27 protein-coding genes and 2 tRNA genes are annotated in these 26888 nt (G+C 46.3%); 14 read left to right on the forward strand and 15 right to left on the reverse strand.

Features of this window, described 5'->3' with window-relative positions:
* Positions 1-8 precede the first annotated feature (8 nt).
* The 6 genes from ICN23_RS00060 to acs form a co-directional block, all read right to left on the reverse strand.
* Positions 9-1811 carry an NADH-ubiquinone oxidoreductase-F iron-sulfur binding region domain-containing protein gene (locus ICN23_RS00060; protein WP_216230371.1) on the reverse strand — a complete coding sequence of 601 codons (1803 nt, stop codon included), beginning with the start codon at positions 1809-1811 and terminating at the stop codon, positions 9-11.
* Positions 1812-2004: 193 nt separating this feature from the next.
* Positions 2005-2229 (reverse strand): hypothetical protein, encoded by a 225-nt coding sequence (locus ICN23_RS00065; RefSeq protein WP_216230372.1) that lies wholly within the window; start codon positions 2227-2229, stop codon positions 2005-2007.
* 10 nt (positions 2230-2239) lie between these two features.
* A complete protein-coding gene (locus tag ICN23_RS00070) occupies positions 2240-4603 on the reverse strand; it encodes a DUF748 domain-containing protein (protein ID WP_255532750.1) in 2364 nt (787 codons plus the stop codon).
* A 95-nt stretch (positions 4604-4698) separates the two neighbouring features.
* Entirely contained in the window at positions 4699-5004 is a 306-nt protein-coding gene (locus tag ICN23_RS00075; RefSeq protein WP_216230374.1) for a YciI family protein, read from the reverse strand.
* Between the two features lie 100 nt (positions 5005-5104).
* Positions 5105-5195: transfer RNA gene (locus ICN23_RS00080), tRNA-Ser, on the reverse strand.
* A 57-nt stretch (positions 5196-5252) separates the two neighbouring features.
* On the reverse strand, positions 5253-7226 hold the full coding sequence (gene acs / locus ICN23_RS00085; protein ID WP_216230375.1) for an acetate--CoA ligase: 1974 nt from the start codon (positions 7224-7226) through the stop codon (positions 5253-5255).
* A gap of 187 nt (positions 7227-7413) precedes the next feature.
* Between acs and ICN23_RS00090 the strand changes: the two genes are divergently transcribed.
* The 5 genes from ICN23_RS00090 to ICN23_RS00110 are packed head-to-tail and all read left to right on the forward strand — an operon-like array spanning position 7414 to position 11597.
* Positions 7414-8937, forward strand: coding sequence for a fumarate hydratase (locus ICN23_RS00090; RefSeq protein WP_216230376.1), 1524 nt, complete (start codon positions 7414-7416; stop codon positions 8935-8937).
* 35 nt (positions 8938-8972) lie between these two features.
* On the forward strand, positions 8973-9779 hold the full coding sequence (gene murI, locus ICN23_RS00095) for a glutamate racemase (RefSeq protein WP_216230377.1): 807 nt from the start codon (positions 8973-8975) through the stop codon (positions 9777-9779).
* Complete coding sequence (locus ICN23_RS00100; RefSeq protein ID WP_216230378.1) at positions 9776-10483, forward strand: energy transducer TonB; 708 nt, start codon at positions 9776-9778, stop codon at positions 10481-10483. Before murI ends, ICN23_RS00100 begins: the two co-directional genes overlap by 4 nt.
* Before the next feature lie 5 nt (positions 10484-10488).
* The gene (locus ICN23_RS00105; protein WP_216230379.1) at positions 10489-11181 is read left to right on the forward strand and encodes a MotA/TolQ/ExbB proton channel family protein; all 693 of its coding nucleotides are present in this window, start codon (positions 10489-10491) and stop codon (positions 11179-11181) included.
* A gap of 2 nt (positions 11182-11183) precedes the next feature.
* Positions 11184-11597 (forward strand): biopolymer transporter ExbD, encoded by a 414-nt coding sequence (locus ICN23_RS00110; protein ID WP_216230380.1) that lies wholly within the window; start codon positions 11184-11186, stop codon positions 11595-11597.
* A gap of 33 nt (positions 11598-11630) precedes the next feature.
* Here the strand turns inward: ICN23_RS00110 and ICN23_RS00115 are convergent, their stop codons facing one another.
* Both ICN23_RS00115 and ICN23_RS00120 read right to left on the reverse strand, forming a co-directional pair.
* On the reverse strand, positions 11631-12098 hold the full coding sequence (locus tag ICN23_RS00115; RefSeq protein WP_255532662.1) for a hypothetical protein: 468 nt from the start codon (positions 12096-12098) through the stop codon (positions 11631-11633).
* Between the two features lie 20 nt (positions 12099-12118).
* Positions 12119-12207: transfer RNA gene (locus ICN23_RS00120), tRNA-Leu, on the reverse strand.
* A 124-nt stretch (positions 12208-12331) separates the two neighbouring features.
* Here ICN23_RS00120 and ICN23_RS00125 point away from each other — a divergent pair.
* From ICN23_RS00125 to purU, 4 genes are read left to right on the forward strand one after another with little or no spacing between them, the layout of a single operon-like run.
* Positions 12332-14791 (forward strand): penicillin acylase family protein, encoded by a 2460-nt coding sequence (locus ICN23_RS00125; RefSeq protein WP_216230381.1) that lies wholly within the window; start codon positions 12332-12334, stop codon positions 14789-14791.
* A gap of 53 nt (positions 14792-14844) precedes the next feature.
* Entirely contained in the window at positions 14845-15282 is a 438-nt protein-coding gene (locus tag ICN23_RS00130; protein WP_255532663.1) for a surface-adhesin E family protein, read from the forward strand.
* A 16-nt stretch (positions 15283-15298) separates the two neighbouring features.
* Positions 15299-15682 carry a hypothetical protein gene (locus ICN23_RS00135; RefSeq protein WP_216230382.1) on the forward strand — a complete coding sequence of 128 codons (384 nt, stop codon included), beginning with the start codon at positions 15299-15301 and terminating at the stop codon, positions 15680-15682.
* A gap of 56 nt (positions 15683-15738) precedes the next feature.
* Positions 15739-16593, forward strand: a complete 855-nt coding sequence (gene purU / locus ICN23_RS00140) for a formyltetrahydrofolate deformylase (RefSeq protein ID WP_216230383.1) — start codon at positions 15739-15741, stop codon at positions 16591-16593.
* A 16-nt stretch (positions 16594-16609) separates the two neighbouring features.
* Here purU and soxA read toward each other — a convergent pair whose 3' ends face one another.
* Genes soxA through ICN23_RS00170 form a run of 6 tightly spaced genes read right to left on the reverse strand, consistent with a single transcriptional unit; the run spans position 16610 to position 21337 of the window.
* A complete protein-coding gene (gene soxA / locus ICN23_RS00145; RefSeq protein ID WP_370624737.1) occupies positions 16610-17380 on the reverse strand; it encodes a sulfur oxidation c-type cytochrome SoxA in 771 nt (256 codons plus the stop codon).
* Positions 17377-17706 (reverse strand): thiosulfate oxidation carrier complex protein SoxZ, encoded by a 330-nt coding sequence (locus tag ICN23_RS00150; protein WP_216230384.1) that lies wholly within the window; start codon positions 17704-17706, stop codon positions 17377-17379. The genes soxA and ICN23_RS00150 overlap by 4 nt, the downstream gene beginning before the upstream one ends.
* Positions 17703-18179: a SoxY-related AACIE arm protein gene (locus ICN23_RS00155; RefSeq protein WP_216230385.1), complete on the reverse strand. Its 477-nt coding sequence runs from the start codon at positions 18177-18179 to the stop codon at positions 17703-17705. The genes ICN23_RS00150 and ICN23_RS00155 overlap by 4 nt, the downstream gene beginning before the upstream one ends.
* 16 nt (positions 18180-18195) lie before the next feature.
* Positions 18196-18633: a sulfur oxidation c-type cytochrome SoxX gene (gene soxX, locus ICN23_RS00160; RefSeq protein WP_216230386.1), complete on the reverse strand. Its 438-nt coding sequence runs from the start codon at positions 18631-18633 to the stop codon at positions 18196-18198.
* Between the two features lie 27 nt (positions 18634-18660).
* Complete coding sequence (locus ICN23_RS00165; RefSeq protein ID WP_216230387.1) at positions 18661-20877, reverse strand: molybdopterin cofactor-binding domain-containing protein; 2217 nt, start codon at positions 20875-20877, stop codon at positions 18661-18663.
* Positions 20878-20887: 10 nt separating this feature from the next.
* Positions 20888-21337: a (2Fe-2S)-binding protein gene (locus tag ICN23_RS00170; protein ID WP_216230388.1), complete on the reverse strand. Its 450-nt coding sequence runs from the start codon at positions 21335-21337 to the stop codon at positions 20888-20890.
* A 130-nt stretch (positions 21338-21467) separates the two neighbouring features.
* Here ICN23_RS00170 and ICN23_RS00175 point away from each other — a divergent pair, with 130 nt between their 5' ends.
* Complete coding sequence (locus tag ICN23_RS00175; RefSeq protein WP_216230389.1) at positions 21468-21815, forward strand: CidA/LrgA family protein; 348 nt, start codon at positions 21468-21470, stop codon at positions 21813-21815.
* Positions 21808-22536, forward strand: coding sequence for an LrgB family protein (locus ICN23_RS00180; protein WP_216230390.1), 729 nt, complete (start codon positions 21808-21810; stop codon positions 22534-22536). Before ICN23_RS00175 ends, ICN23_RS00180 begins: the two co-directional genes overlap by 8 nt.
* A 42-nt stretch (positions 22537-22578) precedes the next feature.
* Here the strand turns inward: ICN23_RS00180 and ICN23_RS00185 are convergent, their stop codons facing one another.
* The gene (locus tag ICN23_RS00185) at positions 22579-23919 is read right to left on the reverse strand and encodes an aspartate aminotransferase family protein (protein WP_216230391.1); all 1341 of its coding nucleotides are present in this window, start codon (positions 23917-23919) and stop codon (positions 22579-22581) included.
* Between the two features lie 93 nt (positions 23920-24012).
* Here ICN23_RS00185 and ICN23_RS00190 point away from each other — a divergent pair, with 93 nt between their 5' ends.
* The 3 genes from ICN23_RS00190 to ICN23_RS00200 are packed head-to-tail and all read left to right on the forward strand — an operon-like array spanning position 24013 to position 26850.
* The gene (locus ICN23_RS00190; protein ID WP_216230392.1) at positions 24013-24414 is read left to right on the forward strand and encodes a nuclear transport factor 2 family protein; all 402 of its coding nucleotides are present in this window, start codon (positions 24013-24015) and stop codon (positions 24412-24414) included.
* 26 nt (positions 24415-24440) lie between these two features.
* Positions 24441-25826 carry an FAD-binding oxidoreductase gene (locus tag ICN23_RS00195; protein ID WP_216230393.1) on the forward strand — a complete coding sequence of 462 codons (1386 nt, stop codon included), beginning with the start codon at positions 24441-24443 and terminating at the stop codon, positions 25824-25826.
* Positions 25827-25869: 43 nt separating this feature from the next.
* The gene (locus ICN23_RS00200) at positions 25870-26850 is read left to right on the forward strand and encodes a tripartite tricarboxylate transporter substrate binding protein (protein ID WP_216230394.1); all 981 of its coding nucleotides are present in this window, start codon (positions 25870-25872) and stop codon (positions 26848-26850) included.
* The last annotated feature ends 38 nt before the right edge of the window (positions 26851-26888 follow it).

A 26888-nucleotide genomic window follows, 5' to 3' on the forward strand; every position in this document is an offset into this window, starting at 1 on the left:
TAAGTAGCTTATTTCACTTCTTCTGGGAAATATTTATGAATACAACGAATGGGGTTTGGTGCTGCTTGGCCAAGACCACAAATAGAAGCATCCACCATCACTGTGGCTAAGTCTTCTAAAGTTTCTTGATCCCAAGACTTGGCTTGCATCAATTGCGCTGCTTTGCCCGTACCTACGCGGCAAGGAGTACATTGACCGCAACTTTCATGCTCAAAGAAGTGCATGACATTCAGCGCCATATCGCGCGCTTTGTCTTTATCGCTAAACACCATGACTGCAGCAGATCCAATAAAGCATCCGTATGGTTGCAAGGTATCAAAGTCAAGCGGGATGTCATTCATGATCGCTGGCAAGATACCGCCTGATGCACCACCAGGTAAATAGCCGTAGAACTGATGACCATCTTGCATACCACCGCAGTACTCATCAATCAACTCTTGAATGGTGATACCGGCAGGAGCCAACTTCACGCCCGGCTTCTTCACGCGACCACTCACGCTAAAGCTACGAAGGCCCTTGCGATCATGACGACCAAATGAACTAAACCACTCAGGGCCACGCTGAACAATATCGCGCACCCAGTACAAAGTTTCAAAGTTGTGCTCGAGCGTTGGCCTGCCAAACAGACCTACTTGTGCAATATATGGAGGACGCATACGTGGCTCACCACGTTTACCTTCGATACTTTCGATCATCGCGGACTCTTCACCGCAGATGTAGGCACCGGCACCACGACGCAATTCAATCGTAGGTAATTTGAATGGCGGATTAGCTTTGAGTTTTGCCAACTCAGCCTCTAGCAACTCTCTACAGCCATGATATTCATCGCGCAAGTAGATATAGCAAGCATCGATACCGACTACGTTGGCGGCAATTAATAAGCCTTCCAAGAAGCGATGTGGGTCGCGCTCTAAGTAAGTACGGTCTTTAAATGTTCCCGGCTCACCTTCGTCGATGTTCACAGCCATCAATTTAGGAGCGACTTGATCCTTCACAATGCGCCATTTACGACCCGCCGGAAATCCTGCGCCACCCAATCCGCGTAGACCAGAGCTTTCCATCGCCTTGATGATGCTCTCGGCATCTTTCTTACCTTCATGGATCTCTTTAGCAAGCGCATAACCACCTTGCGCACGATATGACTCGTAACCAACATAGTCAGGAGAAACGGCTTGCATCTCACCTTGGGGTGAAACGCCCTGTTCTGCTAAAGCTGCAGGCTCAAACACAGCATCATCTTTAGCCATTGGCTGTGTGGTCAACTTATTTTTTACAGCAGCAGAAACTTTATCGGTTGTAGCAAACAGCACTGGGTATTGATGAACCACCGCTACAGGCGCCTGCTCGCAACGACCTACGCATGGGGCTGCAATGACTTTGATATTCGGATTACCTAAAATACCTGGCAATTTAGCCAATAGATTTTGCGCACCAGCTAGTTCGCAAGCGATGCCATCACAAACACGAATGGTGATGTCTGCAACTGGATCATTGCCGCGTACTACTTCAAAGTGGTGATAGAAAGTGGCAACCTCATATACCTCTGCCATTGGCAGATTCATTTCTTTAGCTAAGGCTACTAAATGACGATCATGCAAAGCGCGATATTCATCATTGAGCTTGTGTAGATTTTCAATGAGTAAGTCTCTGCGATGTGGCGCATCTCCAATGAGTTTGCGCACTTCCGCTATCGAAGCATCATCAGCTTGACGACCCTTCAACTTACTCTTACGACGAATGGTTTCCCTCAAATCATCTGCAGTTGCAACAGCAATCGCTTTGACTTCTCCAGAAGGCTTTGGATGATTCATATTTTGTAGTCTCTAATTTTTATATTTATTGCTTTGCATTGATGCAGCATTTTTAACACCTTGCCCACCAAAAGTCCTGCTAAGCCAAATACTTAGACGACTTGAGATGCGCAAAATAACGCTTTATTTTGGGTTAATTAATACCCCAAGTCCTTGACGGCGCTCAAGGACTTGAATCAAGGGTTTACCCTAATTAAATGAAGGATGGGGAGGGCTTGTCGCCTGGCGGAAGAGAGTAATCCAACTTGCGCTCGTACAGTCTTGCTTTGTAGCAGTCCTGATAGCCCTTACTACCAATCTGCCATCCAATCGAGGTGCAGTCGTCTTGGGCGGCTGATTCAATGGAACCGCAGCCAGTGAGGCCCAAAACAGTAAGTAGCGTGAAGATGGAGAAAATGCGCATTTTTGTTGAATTCATGACCTCAAGTCTACTTGATTCTGACCTCAACATCGAGTGGAATACCCTCTTTTCCCGCCTCTACCGTTTTGACCTCGCCCAACTGAATCCTGTCTTTGAGACTGGAATCGGATTTAATCATCAATTCGTAAGCAGCTTTCGCCCTGCTTTGGGCTAATTCCTTCAATTCGGCGTCGGTAATTTCCATTCCGGCCATGAGCTCGGCATGCAATTGCTCATTACGCTGCTCACCATCAGGCAACATTAATAGGCGCTGCCCTAACTTGATACGTCCAATATATTGCGCATACGCTGACTTCAAGCCTGACTGCACTCTAGGGTCCGATAAGCTTGGAATAGGTATCGGCTCTCCTGGTATTAATTTAAATCCAGCATCTTTCAAAATAGTGGAGTCTGCTTTTGCCCTAGCAAGTTCCTTGCGGTCTTGCACAGGATCATAGGTACCGATAATTTCTAAACTGGAATTGGGTCTCTTGATGAGATACTCGCCAAACTTCTCTAAGCGATCTTGATCAACTGCTAGAAACACAGCCTCGCCTGGGACGGCATTTACACCCTCCTCACCGCCAATACCAATCAATGCCGCCAAGGCCCTGAATGGTGCAGTAGCAATATTACTTAGAACATTACTGATGGCCTGCCAAACCAAGCCGCTAGCACTGAATTCTGGCGAATCCACATTACCTGCAATTTTAATAGTGACATCGATGGTGTCATCAGAGTCTTCCAATAAAGCAATCGCTAAACCTAAAGGCAATTTTTTGCCAGTAAAGTCTGGTGCCTCATCGCCTAAAACAATCTTCTTAATAACAATCTGATTACTACCATTTAATTCACCATCCTTTGCGCGGTAATTTAAATTGAGATTCAGACGACCGCTTGCAATTTGATATCCAGCAAATGTCATGACTGCAGGATTGAATGCGGTAAGCGGTAAATTGCGGAAAGTCATCAAGATGTCGTGATTACGGCGTGGATCATCAAAAGATGTCTGCCCTTTAGCTCGCATACTTCCGGAGCCTGCGACTACGCCATCCATTGCAACCGTGGCAAAACGCCCAGGTGTATTGCTAATACCCAAGAGCGTAGCATTAAATTTCTTAACGTCTACTTTGAAATGGGGGCGCATTGCCAAGTCTGCGAAGAATACTTCGCCGTTCTTGAGATTGGTGGAGCGAATATCAAGATTGAAGGTGGAGGCAGCGTTTGATTTAGCGGCGTCAGCAAGCTCAGCCCTCTGCTCGCTTGCAGGCTTGGAAAATAATCTTCTGAAATTTGAAAATCCCTCTTCATTGATTTCAAATTGAAGCGTCGGTGAATTTACGATCAATTCATCAATTGAAAGATTATGACTGGGTACTTGTTTCGATTTAAGGCTCTTATATTCAAACTGACGGATATCTGCCATCTTCCACATCATGAGAGGATATTTTTGATCTTTTTCCAGAATCGTCAAATCTGAAATATGAATATCGCCTGCAACGATATCGGCATCAGGCCCAAATTTCATAATGAGCGCCGAGTTGATGGCGCCGCTTTTACCGATTAACTCTTTATTGGCCGGCAAAAACGCAATGAGTGGAGCGATTGCTAGATTCTCAAGCTCCAACTGAGCATCTACGGATTTGGATTCCGTATTGAAGTCCCAGTGAGAGCGAACAGCACCATCATCTAACTTCACATTGAGTTGGACCCCCAAATTGCCGGGCTGAGGATTATCCAAGCCACCAGTAATAGCCACTTGCTGGTAAGTGATGGTTTTATTGACACCCGGAATGAGTACTTGGAGCGCGCCAAGATTAAAGTCGTATTGCCCACGCACACCTGTTACTACGCCTTGCTTATCGTAGTTAGCCACATCCAGCAACTTCATCGTAAATGGCTTGAGCTCTTGCTTCAATTTAGTGGAGTCATCTAATAGACTCACTGAAGCAGCGTTAACCAATAGATGCTTGATCGATATCTTGAGAGGATTTTTGGGCTCGCCAGGATCTGTAGGCGGCATAGACTTCTCAATAGCGGCAATCAACTCCTGCCAGTTCCAAGAGCCGGGGTTCGCCCCCTTGGATGCACTCTTCTCTACCAGTATCTTGGGTCCTTCTAGCAAAACCTCATCAAAACCCAGCTCACCTAATGCAAGCTTTGTCCATTGAAGGGAAACTGACAGCTTTTTAAATTGCAGCAGTTTAGATGCACCCTCTTTTGCCAAATGCAGGCCATCGATCTCCACTTGAAGTCTGAGCGGAGAGATGCTCAGGTCTTGATAAGCAATCTCATACCCAATCTTGGCAGCAAATTCTGAAGCGGACTTTTTGATTAAGCCAGGCACCAAGAGATGAGCGCCTGCCCAGAAGATGATGATGCAGGAGAGCATCAAGATGCTAAGCCTGATCAACCAAATCCTGAGACGAGGTAATAGAGTAAAAACCATTTAATGCGCTGCTAGATTTTTAAAAAATTGACTGCTAGTTATGGTGCTGGTGGAAAGCCGACCTTTTGAGTCCACATATTGTTAAAGACATTGATGATCGGCTTCTCATAGACGCCTGCTTTTGTATAAGGCTCATCCTTTAACCATGCATCTACATCCGCCCTACTTGGAAAATCAATTGCAATCAAACTACCGATCGTTGTTTTGCCATCTTCTGATGTGAGGGGTCCAGCAAAAGCCATGCGGTCAGCCATTTTTGCTAAATAGGCACGGTGCTCTGGTCGAACTTGAACGCGTAAGTCTGCGGTACCAGGGCGATCCATTAATAACATTGCATAAATCATATTTTCTCCATTATCTGCTTCTATGTTTAATACCTAAGTAACTAGATACTACGGGAAGTTACAAAAGAAAAAACCACCCGAAGGTGGTTTCTTGACTACTTGGCGGAAGGGGCGGGATTCGAACCCGCGGTAGGCTATTAACCTACGCACGCTTTCCAGGCGTGTGACTTAAACCGCTCATCCACCCTTCCGGAACCGATGATTATACGATTGCCGAAAGGGTTTCCTCTAAAAGCGTATTTACGCGCTTACAGAGACTCTTTGAGCTGGTCCAAGATGTGCGGATTTTCAAGGGTTGAGGTGTCTTGAGTAACCTCTTCACCTTTAGCAATCACACGCAAGAGACGGCGCATGATCTTGCCAGAACGGGTCTTAGGCAAGTTATCGCCAAAACGGACGTCCTTAGGTTTAGCAATTGGACCGATTTCTTTACCAACCCAGTTACGCAATTCAGTAGCCAGCTTCTTGGCATCTTCGCCTGTTGGGCGACCGCCTTTAAGCACTACGAATACGCAAATTGCTTCGCCAGTCAACTCATCTGGACGACCTACTACGGCAGCTTCAGCAACCAATGGATTTGCAACCAAGCAAGATTCAATTTCCATTGTTCCCATACGGTGACCGGAAACGTTCAAGACGTCATCGATACGACCAGTAATAGTGAAGTAGCCGGTATCTTTGTTACGAATTGCGCCGTCACCAGCCAGATACAAAGTACCACCCAACTCTTCTGGGAAATAAGACTTCACAAAACGATCAGGATCATTCCAAATCGTACGAATCATAGAAGGCCATGGACGCTTCACAACCAAAATGCCGCCTTGACCGTTTGGAACATCAACACCAGCTTCGTCAACGATTGCTGCCTGAATACCTGGCAATGGCAATGTGCATGAACCTGGAATCATTGGTGTTGCGCCTGGCAAAGGAGAAATCATGTGACCGCCAGTTTCTGTTTGCCAGAAAGTATCGGCGATTGGGCATTTGGAGTTACCAACATTCTCGTAGTACCACATCCAAGCTTCTGGATTAATTGGTTCACCCACAGAACCCAAGAGACGCAGTGATGACAAATCGTAGCTCTTTGGATGTACGGCTTGATCGTTACTAGATGCCTTGATCAATGAACGAATTGCAGTTGGTGCTGTGTAGAAAATAGATGCTTTGTGTTTTTGGATCATGTCCCAGAAACGGCCAGCATTTGGATATGTAGGAACGCCTTCAAACACAATCTCAGTAGCGCCTACTGCGAGTGGGCCATAAGTAATGTAAGAGTGGCCTGTTACCCAACCAATGTCGGCAGTACACCAGAACACATCGTTTGGCTTGATATCAAATGTCCACTTCATTGTGAGAATTGCCCACAAGAGGTAACCACCAGTGGAGTGTTGCACACCCTTTGGTTTACCAGTTGAGCCTGATGTGTACAGAATAAATAATGGGTGCTCAGCACTTACCCACTCTGGCTCGCAAGTAGTTGCTTCATTAGCAACGATTTCTTGCATCCATACATCGCGACCTGCTTGCATAGCAACATCTGTACCAGTGCGCTTGCTCACGATGACATGCTTAACCTTCGGGCACTCGCCTGTTGACAGGGCTTCGTCGCAAATGGCTTTGAGTGGCAATGCTTTGCCGCCACGGAACTGGCCATCAGCAGTAATCACTGCAACTGCACCAACGTCCATAATGCGATCGCGCAACGCTTGGGCAGAGAAGCCGCCAAACACAACAGAGTGAATTGCACCAATACGAGCACATGCTTGCATTGCCACAATACCTTCGATGGTCATCGCCATGTAAATAATGACGCTATCGCCAGACTTGACACCCATCTTGCGTAGTGCATTTGCCATTTTGCAAACGCGCTCGAGCATTTCTTTGTAAGTTACTTTAGTAACTGTGCCGTCATCTGCTTCAAAAATGATGGCAGTCTTATCACCTAAGCCAGCTTCAACTTGACGATCTAAACAGTTATAAGAAGCGTTGGTTGTGCCATCTTCAAACCATTTGTAAAAAGGTGCTTTGGATTCGTCCAAAACTTTCGTAAATGGTTTTTTCCAATAAAGGTTCTCTTTAGCAAGACGACCCCAAAAACCGTTGTAATCTGTATTTGCTTCATCACAAAGCTTCTTGTAGGCTTCCATGCCTGGAATAGCCGCACCCTTTACAAAGTCTGCAGGTGGGTTAAATACGCGGTTTTCTTGTTTTAATGGTTCCATGCTTCACAGCCCTCTATCAAATAATCAATAAACTAAAATCAACTACAAATGCGAAAAAATGTCGCAAAATGACAGGTTTACACCCTCAAGACCTTAGAAGATAAGTGAAAACACTGGGGATTTGCTCTATGGCAAACCCTTAAAATAGGGCAAACCTTACTAATAATGTGGAAATAAGCCTAAAACCATGACAAATATCAAACAAAACGACCTCATTCAAAGCGTTGCCGACGCATTTCAGTTCATCTCCTACTACCACCCCAAGGACTTTATTACTGCAATGGGCAAGGCTTATGAGCTTGAAAAAGGCGAGGCAGCAAAGGATGCGATCGCTCAAATCCTGACGAATAGCCGGATGTGCGCCGAAGGTCACCGTCCGATGTGCCAGGACACCGGTATTGCGGTGGTTTTTCTCAAAATTGGCATGAACGTCCAGTGGCCCGATGCCACTATGAGCGTGACTGAAATGGTCAATGAAGGGGTTCGTCGTGCTTACTTGAACCCAGACAATACGCTACGCGCTTCGGTGTTAACCGACCCAGCAGGCAAACGCAAAAATACCGGCGACAACACTCCCGCTGTTGTTCATTACGAGATCGTCCCTGGTGATGATGTTGAAGTCATTTGCGCCGCCAAAGGTGGTGGCTCTGAAAACAAAGCGAAGATGGTGATGCTCAACCCTTCTGACTCGATCGTGGACTGGGTTCTGAAAACCGTTCCAACCATGGGTGCAGGCTGGTGTCCTCCTGGCATCCTCGGCATTGGTATTGGTGGCACACCAGAAAAAGCGATGCTCATGGCAAAAGAATCACTGATGGGTCCAGTAGATATTCAGGAACTCATTGCCCGTGGAGCTAAAACTCGCGCTGAAGAATTGCGCTTAGAAATCTACGACAAAGTAAACAAGCTAGGTATTGGTGCACAAGGCCTTGGTGGCCTGGCAACCGTGCTCGATATCAAGATTATGGAATATCCAACGCATGCTGCTTCATTGCCAGTGGCCATGATTCCAAACTGTGCGGCTACTCGCCACGTGCACTTCCATTTACATGGTGATGGTCCAGCTAAATTGGAAAAACCTTCTCTTTCAGATTGGCCAGATGTTACTTGGACACCAGATGTTCAAAAATCCAAGCGTGTGAATTTAGATACGTTGACGGCTGCAGAAGTTGCCAGCTGGAAACCAGGCGAAACACTATTACTCAACGGCAAAATTTTGACTGGCCGTGATGCAGCACATAAACGCATTCAAGATATGCTGGCTAAAGGTGAAGAACTTCCAGTCAGCTTTAAGAATCGCGTTATTTATTACGTTGGCCCAGTAGATCCAGTACGCGATGAAGCAGTGGGCCCTGCTGGACCTACAACAGCAACACGCATGGATAAGTTCACCGAGATGATGCTATCGAAAACTGGCTTGATTTCGATGATTGGTAAAGCTGAACGCGGTCCTGTAGCAATTGAAGCAATCAAGAATCATAAGTCTGCATACCTCATGGCTGTTGGTGGTGCTGCTTACTTGGTATCCAAAGCAATTCAAACATCCAAAGTCGTTGGCTTTACTGACTTAGGCATGGAAGCGATCTATGAGTTTGATGTTAAGGATATGCCTGTGACAGTTGCCGTGAATTCTGAAGGTATTTCTATGCATGAAACAGGTCCTAAAGAGTGGCAAGCCAAAATTGCTGGTATTCCCGTTAAGGTTGCTTAATTACTAAGTTAGTAATTAAAGAGCACGGTAAATCATTGGCACTCATCGGGGTATTTGATTCTGGCGTTGGAGGCTTATCCATTTTGGATGAGGCTCTGCGTCAGCTTCCAGAGCACGATTACATTTATCTAGCCGACTCTGAAAATGCACCCTATGGTGAAAAATCAAGTGACTGGATTGCGCAACGTAGCTTAGTGTTATGCCGCCATTTAGCAGACAAAGGCTGCGACGCTATTGTGATTGCTTGCAATACCGCAACTGCAGAAGCTATCAAACAAATCCGCGAACAACTGTCTATTCCCATTATTGGTGTTGAGCCAGGTATTAAGCCAGCGGCAATGCAGTCCCAAAATCATATCGTGGGCGTCTTAGCAACCGAAGCTACTCTGAAGAGCGATAAATTCAATGCGCTGTTGGCAACCCTGCCGAGTGATTGTCAGTTCATCAAACAGGCGGGTGCTGGGCTGGTACCACTCATAGAGTCTGGCAAGGCCGATGGCCAAGAAACCCTAGAGTTATTAGCCAAACATCTTGAACCTATTCAGGATGCTGGTGCCGATACCATAGTGCTTGGTTGCACACACTACCCTTTCCTCAGAAAAGCAATTCGTAAGTTACTGGGTGAGTCCATCACATTAATTGACACCAGCGATGCCGTTGTGAGGCAATTAAAAAGGCAATTAGATGCCCTTAAGCAAAGTGGCACGAGTGCTGAGTTTGGTTCAGTATTGTTACTAAGTAGTAAGAATGAAAAATCCTTGCTATCAATGGCGCAAGATTTAATGTCAGCTGATTTAATGTCACATTCAGTGCAAGCGCAGAGCTTAGGTGAAGTCAGATGAGTAATTGGCTTCAAAAATTAGATGCTCGCCTACCGTTCAATAAAAGTGAACGCATCATCATCGGCATCGTATTACTCTTGCATGCCCTTCCTGCCCTGGAGTTCATTCACCTTAGTAAACGCCCTCCACAAATGGATGATGCACGTGTGATGGCGAACTTGGTTAGCCCAGAAGCAGCTAATAAGAGCCAGCAAGCACCAGCTGCCCCCGCACCGAAGCCTAAAGCAGAAAAAAAGGTAGCAAAAGAAAAACCTCCAGAAAAACCAACCGAGAAGCCTAGCCCCACCCAGGCACAGCAAACGCCACCACAACAGCAGCAACAACAACAAAACCAGTCTCAAAGTAAATCTGAAGCGCAAACACAAAATGCTGCTGTAGCCTCCGCCACTAGCGGAGGCGCTAGCGGGACCCCGATCCAAACCGACATTGGTAAACTGGTTGTGGTTTACCAGCCAGATGCCGATGAGTACTACCCATCCTTTTCGAAACGCTCTGGCGAGCAAGGCCCTGTTGTAGTCCGATTAATTATTGATGAAACGGGTAGCGTAGAAGATGTGGCATTGTTGCAGTCCAGCACCTTTCCAAGACTGGATCGTGCCGCCACTGAAATTGGCAAACGCTATCGCTTTAAACCTTTTATAGTAAATGGCACACCCCAAAGAATTTCTACCAATCTTTTAATTAAATTTAACCTCAAGAATTAATCAATATGAATACACCATTTGGCATAGCAAATCTCTGGCTTGAAGGTGATGTGATTACCCGTTTTGTAGCCATCATCCTTCTCACCTGCTCTATTGTGACTTGGGTTATTTTGCTAACCCGTCTTTGGGACTTACGTAATCTACGTAAACTCAAACCTGAGCTCGAGCAATTCTGGCGCGCCACTTCATTTGATCAAGGTTTACAGGCTTTCAGCAACCATGCATCTAACCCGTATTATCAAATTGCTAAATCCGCAATTAAGGCGTCAGCGCATCATCAAAATCAATCCACCAATCATCGTGAATTACTGCAAACATTGAACTATTCAGAGTGGATGTCGCGAAGCGTAAAAAATAGCATTGATAGCATTGCTGCTGGACTACAAAAAGGACTTACCTTTCTGGGCTCTACAGGCGCGATCTCCCCATTCGTCGGTCTCTTTGGAACAGTGTGGGGTATTTACCATGCCCTCATCTCCATCAGCAGCTCTGGCAGCGCGCAGATTGACCAAGTCGCCGGCCCCATTGGTGAAGCACTCATCATGACCGCCCTCGGACTTGCCGTGGCAATTCCGGCTGTTTTAGGTTTTAACGTACTCAACCGCGCAAATAAATTATTTATTGCAGACCTCAATCGCTTTGGCAATGATCTATTAGCCTACTTTGTAACCGGTGCTCGCGTTAACTCCGGAGAATAGTGATGTCTTTTCATATTCAAGACGACCAAAACAACGACAGCATCATGTCAGAAATCAACATGACGCCGATGGTGGACGTCATGTTGGTACTGTTAATCATTTTCATCATCACGCTGCCTGTGATTCAGCAGGCGGTAAAAGTCGAGTTACCAAAAGCCAATAGCGTTCGCAATGAAGTGAAGCCCGAGTCAGTTCAGCTTTCGATTGATGCGAATGGCCAAATCTTCTGGAATAGCACAGCGATTGATCTCAAAACATTTGATGGCTATGCAGAGAAAGCCGCTCAGAAGGAGCCGCAGCCAGAAATTAACCTACGCGCTGATAAGTCAGTGAAGTATGAGTATGTAGCGCAAGTATTGGCTGCTTCTCGCCGTGCTGGCCTAACTAAATTGGGGTTTGTGACTGAGCCAAACTAAGTGCTGATTGCTGCAGATTAGCTCTATTTGGCCTTATTTAATCTTGTAAGGCAGTTTAGATACCTGGCAAGTCTCATCGCTGATGTGGGTGCCGTTGCCGATTGTTGCGCCCAAAATACCGCCCTGTATTTTTTCTACTTTCCTGAACTTGCCTGTGATGGGATCAAGAGTAATGTTGGTCACAACACTACCAGCAGGATAAGAAACCCCCATCAGCTCTTCAGGTTGAAACTTTGCCTCTATCAATATCAGAATATTAGGTCGCGCAAGAGTCACGCTCTTGACGACTTGAGATCCAAGATTATCGGACTGATCTAAGTCACGACCATCTAAAAATACCTTGGCTTTTTGAGTGCCTGACGCAAGCATGATTTTCATCTCATACTCTTCGGTATAACCCTTTTCCGAGCGCTTGCAATTAAATTCCATCACATCAACAGCCCATGCGAGTGCAGATGACAAGATCAAGCAAGAACAAAGTAAGAGTTTTGGTAAGTTCATAAGTGAGGTATGAGTGTCTTTGGTGCCCGAGGCCGGAATCGAACCGGCACGACTTTTTTGAGTCGGCAGATTTTAAATCTGCTGTGTCTACCGATTTCACCACTCGGGCTCGCACTAACAATATAGCCGTGCTAAATAAATCAAGACAGACCAAATTTTAGCATGCAAGCTCCTGGAGCTTCGATTGGCCGGCTAATCAAGGCTAGACCTAGCAAAACCACTAAACTATCCAGATGAAATTACCGGGCAAATCTACTGGATTAAGCAAGCTTTTGCGAGTCGCCCTATGGGTGACTGGACTGTGCCTGATAGTGCTTATAGCGGCAGCTATTGCCTATTTATATTCTGCGCAATCTAACATCTCCGGTAAGCGCACCATTAAAAGCTTGGGCGATTCCATTGTCATCACATTTGATGATGTTGAGATTCCGCACATCAAAGCCAAAAGTCAGGCGGATGCCTACTTTGCATTAGGTTACCTTCATGCCAACCAGCGCTCTTGGCAGATGGAAATGAATCGGCGCATTGCAAGCGGTCGCCTCTCAGAAATACTTGGCAACGACACTGTCAAGATTGATCGCTTTGTGCGCACTCTCGGAATCAAGCGTGCAGCTGAACGTCAATTTGATCGCTACCCCGTTTCTGCCAAGCGACTCTTGCAAGCATATGCAGATGGCGTCAATGCCGGCAATGCGCAGTTAGGATGGGCGCTTCCAATAGAGTATTTCTTGACAGGCTCTAAGCCAGGTCATTGGTCTCCTACCGATAGCGTTGCCTGGATGCTGATGATGGCGTATGACCTTGGCGGTAACTGGCATAGAGAATTACAAAGACTGGAGCTGTCTCAATACCTCAGCACCAAACAAGTATGGGATGTAACTCCACCAAATGAACCCGGTGAACCCGTCAGCAACATGGATTTTGCCAAGCTCTATAAAGAGCTCAAGGTGTTTCATCCCACGCCGGGCCCAGGGGAAAGTAAACCTCAAAACTTACCCGCTACTGAATTGAGCCAATGGGATTACCTTGGCGGCAAAGATGGCATTGGCTCGAATAACTGGGCCCTAAGTGGAAAGCTGAGCAGTACTGGCAAACCATTATTGGCGAATGACCCTCATCTAGGACTATCTGCCCCAGCTATTTGGTACTTCGCTCATCTGGAAGCGCCGGGATTAAACGTGATTGGCGGAACGCTCCCAGGAATTCCGGCTGTAGTTTTAGGAAGAACGGATAAGTTTGCTTGGAGCTTCACCAATACCGGGCCCGATGTACAAGATTTGTATATTGAACAAATTGATTCCAAGAATCCGGGAATGTATCGTGGTCCGGACGGACCACTTCCCTTCAAAGTGCATCAAGAGATCATCGACATCAAGGGCGCACCCTCTCTCACCTTCTTAGTCAAAGAAACTCGACATGGGCCTGTGATCTCAGACTCTTATGCACGAGCGAAACGTGCAATTGACGTCAATCGTTATGCGCTGGCACTGCGCTGGACAGCGCTTGATGTAGAAAATCAATCTGTTGCAGGGCTGTTAGAAATCAATCGCGCTGCCGATCTCGATCAATTTAAGCAGGCACTACGAAAAAATTACGCTCCCATGCAAAATGTGGTGATGGCAGATACTGAAGGCAATATTGCCTACCAAGCAGCTGGTATTGCCCCCAAAAGACAGTTGCATCACGGCTTATATGGAGTAGCGCCTGCACTCGGTTGGGAGAAGCAATATGACTGGAATGGCTATGTTCCTTTTGAGCAATTGCCTGCTAGCAATAATCCTGAGCAAGGCTGGATTGCTACAGCCAATCAAAAAATAGTGGCGACCAATGATCCCAATCCTTTAACGGGTGATTGGGAATTACCAACGCGCTATCACCGTATTGTCGATCTCATTAAGTCTAAAAATATTCATTCATTTGATGATATGAAAACAATGCAAGGCGATACGCTCTCGCTAGGCGCAGCACCTCTACTCGAACTCTTCAAGTCTAGTCAATCGTCTCATCCGCTAAGCACTCAAGCGATGGAGATCGCTAGGAACTTTAATGGTGATATGAGGGTTGATAGCGCAGGCGCGCTGATCTTTAATGCATGGGCTGATCAACTGACCCGCAATCTTTTTTCACGCTTAGGTTATTTATTTACCGATAACTATGGTGCGCGCAACTATCGTGCGCCTCTGCTCAATCAAGTTCAAAACCCAAATAGCCCTTGGTGCGATGATCCAAAAACTGAATCCGTTGAATCCTGTTTAGAGTCATCCAATCTTGCCTTGGACAAAGCCCTCGACTACCTCAGCAAAGAGTATGGCAACGATCCTAAATCATGGGCCTGGGGAAAAGCACATATCGCCATCTCTGAGCATCGCCCATTTAGCAAAGTCCCAGTTTTAGGAAGCTTATTTAATATTAAAACGCCCTTTCCAGGAGATAGCTTTTCAGTCAATGTGGGCCGATTGGAGCTTTTACGGTCTAAAAATCCTTACGAGACTCTGCAAGCGCCAAGCTTACGAACAGTCTACGATTTATCAGACCTAGAAAAATCTGTCTTCATATATCAAACTGGTCAGTCTGGATGGGTGCAAAGCAAGCTATATCGCAATATGAACTCATTATGGGCAAATACTGAATATCTCCCATTGCAAATGAAGTCTGAAAAGATCAGTCGCCAGCTAGAATTGAGTAATAAGTAAGCTTTTAAGCTGCTATTGGCACATCAACTAGAGCTAGTTAAAATGCTACATAAATGTCAACAGCCATTACTAAGGACTTAATACCCATGAAATCGATTATCACCCTGCTCACTATGTCTGCCGCATTACTCGTTAGCGCAAATGCTTCGGCTGCCTGGCAAGAGATTGGTAGCAATGATCAATCCGTCGTATTTGTGGATACCGCCACCCTTCAAACCCAAGGTAATTTAGCGCAGATTATGTCTATGCTGGATTTCAAAAAACCAGGTCAAGATCCGCAAACTAAAGAGAATGTGAACTCCATCATTGGTTTAAATGAATACGATTGCAGCACCGGTAAATATCGTCCGATTGAATTCAAGGTCTTTACTGGAAACCGCGGTAAAGGCAAAGTGATCGTAGATCAAAAAACTCCTGACAGCGTATTTGAAGCCATCCCCAATGGCCATTGGGCTGCCGGAGTATTTAATGTTGCTTGTCAGAGCAAATAAATTTCCTAGCCGGCAATTGAATGTCGGCCTCTGGTTTAGCTTAATTTGTGCGTTTGGTTTATTGACTGCTTGTGCTGCACCACTAGCGTTTTTAAGTAGTAGTGGTTCAGCCGCAGCCAGCACCGTTGGTACTGCTGCTGTTGCTAATCCTGGCACAGCAGCAAGTCTTGCCTCAACTGCAACCACCGGAAAATCCCCGCTGGAACATGCTGCTTCTGCAGTCACTAAGAAGGAATGTAGCTTCTTTAATGTCATAGACTCTAAGCCCATCTGCATCGAAGTGGTCCTACCGACAGTGACAGATAAGAGTGAGCCTCTAATGGGCCCCGCAGATGTCATTATTGAATTGCCCAAGCAGCAAGCAACTGGCTTAGCGCCAACCAAGGGAATTACAGACTAAAATTGAGGCATTAAAGCTTCTCTCCAACTGCATTTGACGGATATCTAATAATTAAAATGGCTACAGAAAACTACTACCTGACGCTTACCTGCCCTAATAAACCAGGCATTGTTGCCGCAGTATCTACCTATATTTTTGAATTAGGCGGTGATATTGAAGAAGCCCAACAGTTTGATGACAAGGCTTCTAAACGTTTTTTTATGAGGGTTAGCTTCAGCTGCCCTGCAAATGCAGAGTCACTCAGAGCAGGCTTTCAAGATATTGCCAAACGCTTTGAACTCACTTGGGAATTGCGTGCCGTCAAAGATCTCAAGCGTGTCTTGATCATGGCCTCTAAGCTTGATCATTGCTTGGTTGACTTACTCTACCGCTGGCGCATTGGTGAATTGCCGATGATTATTTGCGGCATTGTTTCTAATCATCCTCGTGACGTGTATGCCAGCATCGATTTTGCGGACATTCCCTTTTACCACCTGCCTGTTACTGCAGAAACTAAGCCAGCGCAAGAAGCAAGACTCTTAGAAATCATTGCAGAGTCTAAAGTGGATATGGTGATCTTGGCTCGCTACATGCAAATCTTGTCTGATGATTTATCTACCAAGCTTTCTGGCCGTTGCATTAACGTACACCACTCATTCTTGCCAAGCTTTAAAGGTGCTAAACCCTACCATCAGGCTCATGCACGCGGTATCAAGTTGATTGGCGCAACCGCCCATTTCGTGACTAGCGATTTGGATGAGGGACCGATTATTGAGCAAGACGTTACTCGCGTTACCCATGGTGATACGCCGGATGACTTAGTACGCAAGGGGCGTGATTTAGAGCGTACCGTACTTTCTAGAGCATTGCGCTACTACCTGCATGATCGCGTTCTGATTAATGGAGCGACTTCCGTAGTCTTCTCTGATTAATTAGTAGCGGCTATTTTTAGGGTCTAACCCCTGGAGATTCTAGGGGGAGACCTCTAGCACGCCACATGAGAAATAACTCTAGCTGAGCCATCTCAGGCGAACCATATTCAAACTGCTGGGCCCTGACACCACTCATACAGTTACGAAGGCGTCTCTGCACTGAACCCAAGGTTTGCCATTCCAAGCGATAGATAGGATAAGCATTCGGATGCCCTTGCGGAATAAGACTTCCACCCAACTTCAAGCCTGCTCTATCTTCATGGCATTGCGCACAAGATAAATTGAGTTGCCCCATGCGCTCATTAAATATCTGACGCCCCTTCTTCATAAAAACTGCATTGGCTGGGCTTTCTTGAATGGCAATCGGCATCCCTTTAGATTGAAATGCAATCAAGGCTGTTAATGCCAAAAGATCCTTACTCTCATATGCCAGTGCAGGCATAGATTGGGTACCCACACGACACTGATTGATTTGCCCCTCAAGGGTCTGCAATTTACCCTTAATCACTTTGGGAAACCGCGTAGCAACACCACGCATAGATTTTTTGACATCACCATGGCATGAACCACATGATTTATTCTTTGGGCCCAATGGCTGTTGCCACAAAGTTTCACCATCCCCCACCCAAAACATCGCAGGATTTAACAAAGGGTCATCCTGCATTGCTTTGTTTTCAGCAGACATGAGTTCATAGCTAGACTGCTGAATAGGTGACGCCCCCACCCCTACGGATGGGCTAAGAGAAAAATAAATGCTGCCGAGAAAAAGTAAGGTCAGCTTATTCACGAAACAGTAATGCGCGCCTGATTGACTGCCTCATATCCATCATCCCCCACCCACTTAAACTCAAGCATGCCAGACTCAACTGCCACCGTGGTGAAGATGATTAATGGATTCGCGCCAATACCAGAGAAAAAATCTGCCTTGAAGACTTCAACATTGTTATAAGTACAGGTAAAGGTGCGAATAATATCGCGAGGAATGCGCTTGCCACCCTCGGTATAACGAAAACCCGATTCCATATCGTGTTGTGCGATGGCACGAATCTCAATAATGGAATCTTTTTTTGCCGCTGTCGGCATGGTGATGGATGTGCGGGAAGTTTTACTCATACCATCTCCGTACAAGCAGAAAGTGTTACTAATGTTTCAGCAGAGCCCTGCCAAAAGCTACCATTACTCATCTGTGCAATAGCCCAGACCTTCTGACTATCAGCCAGACGCACGCGAGTGGTAACGTTTGCAGTCCCCGAACGTGGTGTTAAGAAAACAGTAAAGATATTCGGAGATGGATTGGCCTCTGCAATAACATGAATAGTCTTCACGTAATCGCTGGCAGTCATTGGACTATCGACACTTACTTTCAGAACAACTAGATTGCCATTTTCTACCAGGGGTGGAATGGTGAGCTTAACCTTACCTTCCCGAATAGCGGCGCCACCTGTAATTTTTTTGATCGCCTCATCGGCATCTTCTTTTTTCGCAAAGGCTGCGGATGGATTAAGGCAAATACCAAGGGCGAGTAGTCCGAGTCCCTTAACTTGCTTTAGCCAGTTTCGACGATGCTGTTGAATGGTTTTATTCATCTGGGTTTGATAGGATTCATTCATTATTTAATGTCACTAAAAACGCAATCACATCCTCAATTTCCTGACCACTCAAGATAGTCTGCCTGGCAAATTTAGGGGCTACACGATTAAGATTATTTATTTGGAAGTAAGACGGCATGATGGTTTGTGGGTTGAAGTGTGATGCATTCACAATACGCGCCCTCAGTTGTGGTGCATTCAAGCGGGCAACGCTTGCCTTGAGTTCGGGTGCCAAGTTGCCTTGAAAGCGTTCTTCTGGAAAAGGGCCGCTATGGCATAACAAACACAATCCAGTTTGACGACTTGCCACAATGGCTCTACCACGCACCGGGTCGCCGGGCTCAACAGAAAGGGATTCGACAAACGAATCCCCCTTAATAATTTGAGCTTGCGCAACCTGGAGATTGAGGATGACTAGCAAAGATACTGCTAGTGCAATCCTCTTTCTCATGGACACAATTTCACTTTGAACTAACTATTAAACCAACTTGATACCGCTGTTTTTCAAAGGAACTGTGCGCAAACGCTTACCAGTTGCACGATAAATTGCATTCAGTACCGCTGGTGCAGCTACCGCAATCGTTGGCTCACCTACTCCACCCCAGTCCTTGCCACCACCTTGAATGATGATAGTTTCTACTTTAGGCATTTGAGAGAGGCGAATCGATCCGAAGGTATCGAAGTTCTTTTGTACAACAGCCCCTTTTTCGATCGTGATCTCTTCTTCGAATAAGGCGGATAAGCCATATACAAAAGAGCCTGATACTTGACGAGCTACTTGCGCAGGATTAACGACATAACCAGGGTCCGTTGCCGCAACAATGCGATGAATCTTCACTTCATTACCGTTGGTCACTGACAATTCGCAGGCTGCAGCCACATAGCTTCCGAAGGAACGCATTTGAGCCACACCACGGAATACGCCTGGTTTAGCCGGTGTATTCCAACCAATACCATCAGCTACAGCATTGAGCACCGCTACCGCACGTGGAAACTTTTCCATATGCTTGCGACGGAACTCCACTGCATCAACACCAGTGGCTTCAGCCATTTCATCCATAAAGGTTTCAATAAAGATCGCATTCTGGTTTACGTTCACACCGCGCCAAAATCCTGGTGGCACGGTTGTGTTGCGCATCGCATAATCAATATTGAGATTGGGGAAGCTGTAGGTAATACCATGCTCACCCGTCGGATCAACGCCTTGGAATGCCAAAGGATCTTTACCTTTATTGGCCGCCACAACAGCTGGACGTACAGCAGCCAAAATAGACTGGCCTGATAAACGCATATTGACTGCAGTCACGTTCTTCTTGTCATCGATCGCAGCAGACATCTTGCACATCATTACTGGGTGGTAACGACCTTGCGTCATATCTTCTTCACGAGTCCAGATCAACTTAATAGGCGTACCTGGCATTTGCTTTGCAATATTCACTGCTTGCGTTGTGTAATCCTGGAAGGCACCACGGCGACCAAAGCCACCACCCAAGTTCACTTTGTAAACATTACATTTGTCAGCAGGCAATCCTGATGCAGCTATAACTGCAGCTAACGAGGCCTCACCGTCCTGAGTAGGCACCCAAGCCTCACAGGAATCTGCCGTCCATTTGGCAGTAGCTGTCTGTGGCTCTAGGGTTGCATGATTCAAAAATGGGTAGAAGTAAGTGGCTTCCAATGTTTTGGATGCGCTAGACATAGCCGTTTTCACATCACCATTTGTATTGTGAGCAAATGCATCATTTGCGCTAAGCCCCTCTTCCAACATCTTCTTGATACCAGCGCTAGAAAGATCACCGTTTGAACCGTTATCCCAAACAATATTGACTTGGTCTAAAGCGGTTTTAGCTTGCCAAAAAGTTTCCGCAACAACCGCTACTGCGGAGTCACCAACCTGAACGATCTTCTTAACGCCCTTCATGCTTTGAGCCTTGGTTGCATCGTAGCTCTTCACTTTGCCACCAAATACCGGAGATTCCTTGATGTTGGCCACCAACATGCCTGGCATCTTCAAATCGATTGCATAGACTTGCTTTCCGGTAACCTTATCAGCAACGCCGTCAATTCGGTTTACAGACTTGCCGATGAGCTTCCACTCTTTTGGATCCTTGAGTGGAACTTCCTTAGGCACCTCTAATTGAGATGCAGCAACAGATACTTTGCCGAAAGTGGTTTTCTTGCCAGATGGTGTGTGTGTAATCACACTGTCTTTAGCGACACACTCTGATGCGGGTACGTTCCATTGGTTGGCAGCAGCCTGAACCAACATCATGCGTGCTGCAGCACCACCCTTACGAACATATTGCTCGGATGTACGAATACCGCGGCTACCACCCGTTGAATAACTTCCCCAAACTTTATTGCGTTTTAAATTCTCACCAGGAGATGGGTAGTCATAAGAAACTTTTTTCCAATCGCATTGCAATTCTTCTGCAACCATCTGCGCCAAACCAGTGATCGTGCCTTGGCCCATTTCAGAGCGAACAATGCGCACGACAACATCATCATTTGGCTTCACCACAACCCACACACCAATTTCTGGGGTTGCTAATGGAGTCATTGCAGTAGTGCCTGTGCCCATAGCAGCATGAGCACTAGACATAAAGGAAAGATCAAAACCAATTGCTAGTCCTGTGGCAATAGCACTAGAACCGATAACAAAGTGGCGACGGGAAGTATTTGTATTTGTAGTCATGTGTTTCCCCTTAAGCCTTGCTTACAGCATGAATCGCTGCACGCACTTCTTGGAAGGTGCCGCAACGGCAGATATTAGTAATGGCCGCATCGATTTGTGCATCTGTAGGCTTTGGCGTGTTACGTAACAAAGCTGTAGTTGCCATCACCATGCCAGATTGACAGTAACCGCACTGAGGAACTTGGTTATCAACCCAAGCTTTTTGTACTTTAGACAACTGGCCATTCTTTTCTAAACTTTCAATGGTCTCAATTTTTTTACCCTCTACAGCTGAGACGGGTATTGCGCAACTGCGAACAGCCTGACCATCGAAGAGAACTGTACAAGCACCACACGCACCAATACCGCAACCATACTTAGTGCCGGTTAATCCAACTTGTTCGCGGATTACCCAAAGTAAAGGGGTGTCTGGATCTACATCCAGCTTGTACTTTTTGCCATTCACATTTAGTTCGGCCATGCGTGCTCTCCTGTTAAGTCTTTTATCGTTCTTAGGGCATTAAAAATACCCCTGTTTTTAGTACGTTCATCTTAACCAAGAATTGATTTATTGCTTTGCAACATAAATTATTGAGCAGTAAGATCAAGGCATGATCTCTGGCCTCGTACAAATTCTTCTCTTTCAAAGCCTTGGTGAGCTTGTCTCTAAGTTTCTACTACCCACACTACCTGGACCAGTCATCGGTTTAGTTCTTCTGGTTCTATGGCTTGTTTTACGCAAGGGAATCAATTCTGATCTGGCAATGGTTGCCGACGGCTTCAGTCAATACCTTGGCCTGCTCTTTGTCCCAGCAGCTGTTGGCGTTGTGCTATTTCTGCCCCAATTGCAAGCCAATGCATTGGCCATTATTAGCGCCCTGGTTGGTAGCGTCATACTTACCATTGCCTCTAGCGCTTTCATCGCACGCCTACTGAGCAAGAAAGAAACTCATGAGTGAGAAGCACTCCATAGTCGAGATATGGGTCTACCTCTCAGGTAGCCCTCTGTTTGCCCTATTTATTACCTTGGCCGCCTACCAAATTGGACTAACTATTTATAAGGCAACCCATCAGAACCCTCTAGCCAATCCAGTGGCTATTGCCATTCTGATTGTGGCGAGCATGATTCAATTTATTGAAATGCCCTACTCAACCTATTTTGAGGGCGCGCAGTTTATTCACTTCTTGCTGGGTTCGGCGACCGTCTCTTTGGCGATACCAATTTATCGAGGGCTCAGCAGCCTTAAAGGAAGATCCGCTCCTCTGATTGCATCGCTGTGTACTGGCGGCCTAGTGTCGATCGTTAGCGCAGTGGGCATTGCTACTTTGCTTGGGGCAGACTCCAGCATCACCGGAGCTATGTATCCCAAATCAGTCACTGCACCAATTGCGATGGGTATAGCCGAGCGCATTGGCGTCTCGCCCACTCTTACTGCAATTTTTGCCGTCAGCACCGGAATCCTAGGTGCAATCTTGGCACCTTTTGTTCTCAATGCATTGGGCATGAAGGCCTGGTGGCAAAGAGGCTTCGCTATTGGCATTGGCGCACACGGCATTGGAACCTCGCGCGCGTTTAGCATTCATCCTGAAGCAGGAACCTATGCCAGCCTTGCCATGGGAATGAACGGCGTAGTGAGCGCCGTTGCTATCCCTGTGATTTATCACTTATTTAATAAGTGATAGCTTGCTTGATTTCTTTGCTGTATTTCTTTGTTGATCTGATTATTTAATCTGCATAGCAACATCAATCGCTTCGCCCAGAACGCTGCAGAGAAATTGCACCTCTTCTGGCGTGGAGATGAATGGAGGGCCTACAGCAATCGCATCACCCGCTACACGCACCAACGCACCCTTCTCGATACAAGCCTCCAGGACTTTCATGGAGCGCAGACCTGGTTTACCTGGTACAGGATCCAACTCGACAGCACCTGACAAACCAAAATTACGAATATCCAAAATTCCGGACTTACCTTTTAGTGCATGCAACCCATCTTCTAAAACAGGCTCCAGCGAACGCGCACGATTAACCAAATCATCGGATTCAAAAATATCTAGCACTGCATGACCAGCGGCTGCAGGTATCGGATGACCTGAGTAGGTATAGCCGTGGAAGAATTCAATGGACTGCTCTTGGCCACCATTAGTGATGATGCTTTCGTAAATATCACCACGGACAATGACGCCACCCATTGGAATGACGCCGTTTGTAATTCCCTTAGCAAAGGTAATCATGTCAGGCGTTACTCCAAAACGATCGGCTCCAAAGTTGGCGCCTAAGCGACCAAAACCAGTAATCACCTCATCAAAGATCAATAGGATGCCGTGCTTTGTACAGATTTCACGAATTTTTTGCAGGTAACCATCTGGCGGAACGATGACGCCTGTAGAGCCTTGCACGGGCTCCATAATCACTGCGGCAATCGTATTGGCATCATGCAATGTGACAATTTTTTCAAGCTCTTCAGCCAAATGTGCGCCCCACTTTGGCTGCCCTTTTGAAAAAGCCATTTGCGAGAGATTGAGCGTATGTGGCAAGTGATCTACACCTGGCATCATCATGCTGGCAAACATTTTGCGATTGGCAACCATGCCACCGACTGATATGCCTGCAATGCCAACACCGTGATAAGCGCGATCTCTGCCAATTAAACGTGTACGAGATGCATTACCCATGACGCGGTGATAACCAATGGCAATTTTTAATGCGGTATCGACAGCCTCTGAACCAGAGTTGGTGAAAAAGACTTTATCTAATCCCGCTGGCGCCATTTTGGCAATTCGGGCTGCTAAGCTAAATGCCGTTTCACTCGCCATCTGAAACGCCGGGCAATAGTCCATGGTTTCAAATTGTTTTTGGATGGCTGCACCAATACGCGGATCAGCATGCCCTAATGGGGAGCACCAGAGCCCTGAAAGACCATCAAACAGCTTACGTCCATGATCGTCGTAGTAGTAAGCTCCTTTGGCAGACTGCATGATCTTCGGATGATGCTGAAAATAGCGGTTTGGTGTGAACGGCAGCCAATAGGCTGACATATCAACTGGCTTTACAGAAGTGTCCATGCTTGTCTCATATGTGTTTATTAGATTTATTCGATACTATAGCAATCAAACCGAATTTCATTGATCACCCTCATGAATTAAGCAATAAGCCCTATGTCAAACACTAAAGACCCAGTTACCGTTGCCACCTTAGCCGCCTTCAGCGCCGCCTGGAATCGTCACGATATCGATTCTCTGATGAGCTTTATGAGTGATGACTGCGTTTTTCAAACCGCTGCTGGCCCTGAATCCTACGGTGCACGCCATGAAGGCCCTTCAGCAGTCAAAGCAGCATTTGAGAGCGCTTGGATCAACTTCCCGGATGCTCAGTGGATTCATGATCGACATTTTGTGCATGAGAACTTTGGGGTCTCTGGGTGGACGTTTACCGGCACAGCAGCCGACGGATCACGAGTGGAAGCTGATGGAGTAGATGTTTTTACTTTCAAAGATGGCAAGATTCAATTAAAGAATGTCTTTCGCAAGAATCGCCCGAATTTACCGGCAGCAAAATAATTGGGAATGCCCTAGACTAATTCCCAATGAAATACGACCCGCTTTATGATCCCCTCACCTCCCAAAACCCAGGGACAGGTCGAGACTATGCGCCAAGTTACTGGGTAGCAAGCGCCGGCACACCTCCGCCTAATGATGGGCCCGTCACTCAAGACTTTGATACCGACGTTGTCGTAATTGGCTCAGGATCAACCGGGGTTTCAACTGCACTGTACTTAGCACAAGAGCATGGCATCAAGGCAGTCATTCTGGAAGCTAACCAAACTGCTTGGGGTTGCTCTAGCAGAAGCGGTGGTCAAGGACAAAATGCCAGCGGTCGTTTATCTCGCTCTCAATGGATAGAGCGCTGGGGTTTAGATACCGCTAAAAAACTTGATCGAGAGATTTACACCGGCTTTGAAAACTTCAAAGAGTTAGTGAGTCAAATTGATTGTGATGCCACTGATGGCGGTCACTTATACGTTGCCCATCGCCCAGAGAAAATGACTTACCTTCAGAATGAAGCGAAAGTTAGAAAAGAAGTGTTTGGCTACGATCCACTCCTCATGAGTGCGCAAGAGCTCAGAGAACAATACTGCGACGATCGTGATGCTGCTGGAGCACTTCTAGAGCGTGAAGGCGTTGGCATTCATCCACTGAAATTTACCTATGGATTGCTTCGGAAAGCGCAAAGCTTAGGGGTCAAGATCTACACCAGCAGCCCGGTTGAGTCTTGGGAAACAATCAATGGCGTTCATCACATCCGAACTCCAGGCGGCATTGTTCGCGCCAAGCGGATTGCCATCTGCACTGGCGGCTATGGCATGCAGGGCTTAAAGCCCATCAAAAATCGCATCCTTCCTATTCTGTCAAATTCAGTAGTGACCAGACCGCTGACTGATGCAGAGATAGCAGCATGTAATTTTCGTTCGCACACTTTCTTAACGGATACACGCACACTGCGTTTTTATTACCGCTTACTGAAAGACAATCGTTTGCAGTTAGGTAGTCGTAGCTCCATTAGTGGTGCCGATGCAAATGCCCCAGAACATCTCAAACTATTAACAGATGCTATCGCCAGAAAGTTTCCACCACTTGCAGGTATTCAGATTGATTACTCCTGGTGGGGATGGGTTGATGTCAGCCATGACATGATGCCTCGTATCACTCAACCTGATCCCAAGCAAATGGTATGGCACGCTTTAGGCTATGGTGGTAATGGCGTCTCCTTCTCTACCTGGGCTGGCAAACGTTTGGCCGAACTAGTTGCTGGAAGCAAAGTTAATTCTGAAGTGTTTAAGTTACCGATTTATAACTCCCCTCTCGAATTTCCTAATCTCTTTGGACAAGTACGCTCAGAGGCGCTGGCTCCATTTAGAAGATTGGGGCAAAGTTTTCTCTATAAGTGGTATTGGCTCAAAGATGAAAAATAATCCTCTCACTCAAAAATTCAACTCACACTCTACAAAGGCACCCATGAATCTCATTCATCGCATCGTCTTCGGCATCACTGCTGCTCTTGGCTTAGTCAATGTCGGCATTGCAGCACCCGATACTGATTGGCCTAAAAAACCGATTCAAATGATTCTCTCTTTCCCTGCAGGAGGCTCAACCGATGTCTTTGCACGTAGTATTGCTGCACCATTGGGAGATGCCTTAGGTCAGGCAGTAGTTATTGAAAATAAACCCGGCGGTGGCGGAATGATTGGTATGACTGCCGCAGCCAAAGCAAACCCGGATGGCTATACCGTTCACTTCAGCGCCTTAACAAATCAGGCAATTGCCCAAGCGCTTTTTGCTAACCCACCCTTTTCCTTGCAAAAAGACTTTGTTTCCGTTGCTTTAGTGGGTTCAGTACCTCACGTCTTAGAAGTAAACCCCAGTGTTCCTGCCAAAAATATGACCGAACTGATTGCATTCATTAAATCCAAGAATGGCAACTTTAATTACGCCTCACAAGGCAATGGCACGCTATCCCATCTAGAGTCTCAATTATTTATGCAGCGTATCGGCGCCACTGGAGTGCATATTCCCTATAAAGGCAGCAGCTTTGCATTGCCCGATTTAATCGCTGGTAACACCTTGATGATGTTTGATAGCATCACCGCATCCTTGCCGCATATTCAAAGTGGCAAGCTAAGACCGATTGCAATTGCCTCTTCAGAGCGCTCACCTTTGATGCCAAACGTTCCTACGTTTGAGCAAGATGGTATGAAAAAATTTGATGTAGAGAATTTATTTGCTATCTACGCACCTAAGGGAACTTCACCTGCAATAGTTGCACGCCTAGAAAGAGAAATTCGCAAGATTCTGACAAACCCAGACTTTAAAACGAAGTTAGCCAATCAAGGTATCCACCCTCAGTTTGCGAATTCAGAAAAATTAGCTGAGATCACCATTGCTGAACATGAAAAATGGGCCAAGATTGTGAAGGCCTCTAATATTAAGATTGATTGATTAATTCATTCATTCGTAACCGCATTTCATAACTAGAA

Origin of the sequence: Polynucleobacter sp. MWH-Jannik1A5 (assembly GCF_018881795.1) — a bacterium.
GTDB lineage: Bacteria > Pseudomonadota > Gammaproteobacteria > Burkholderiales > Burkholderiaceae > Polynucleobacter.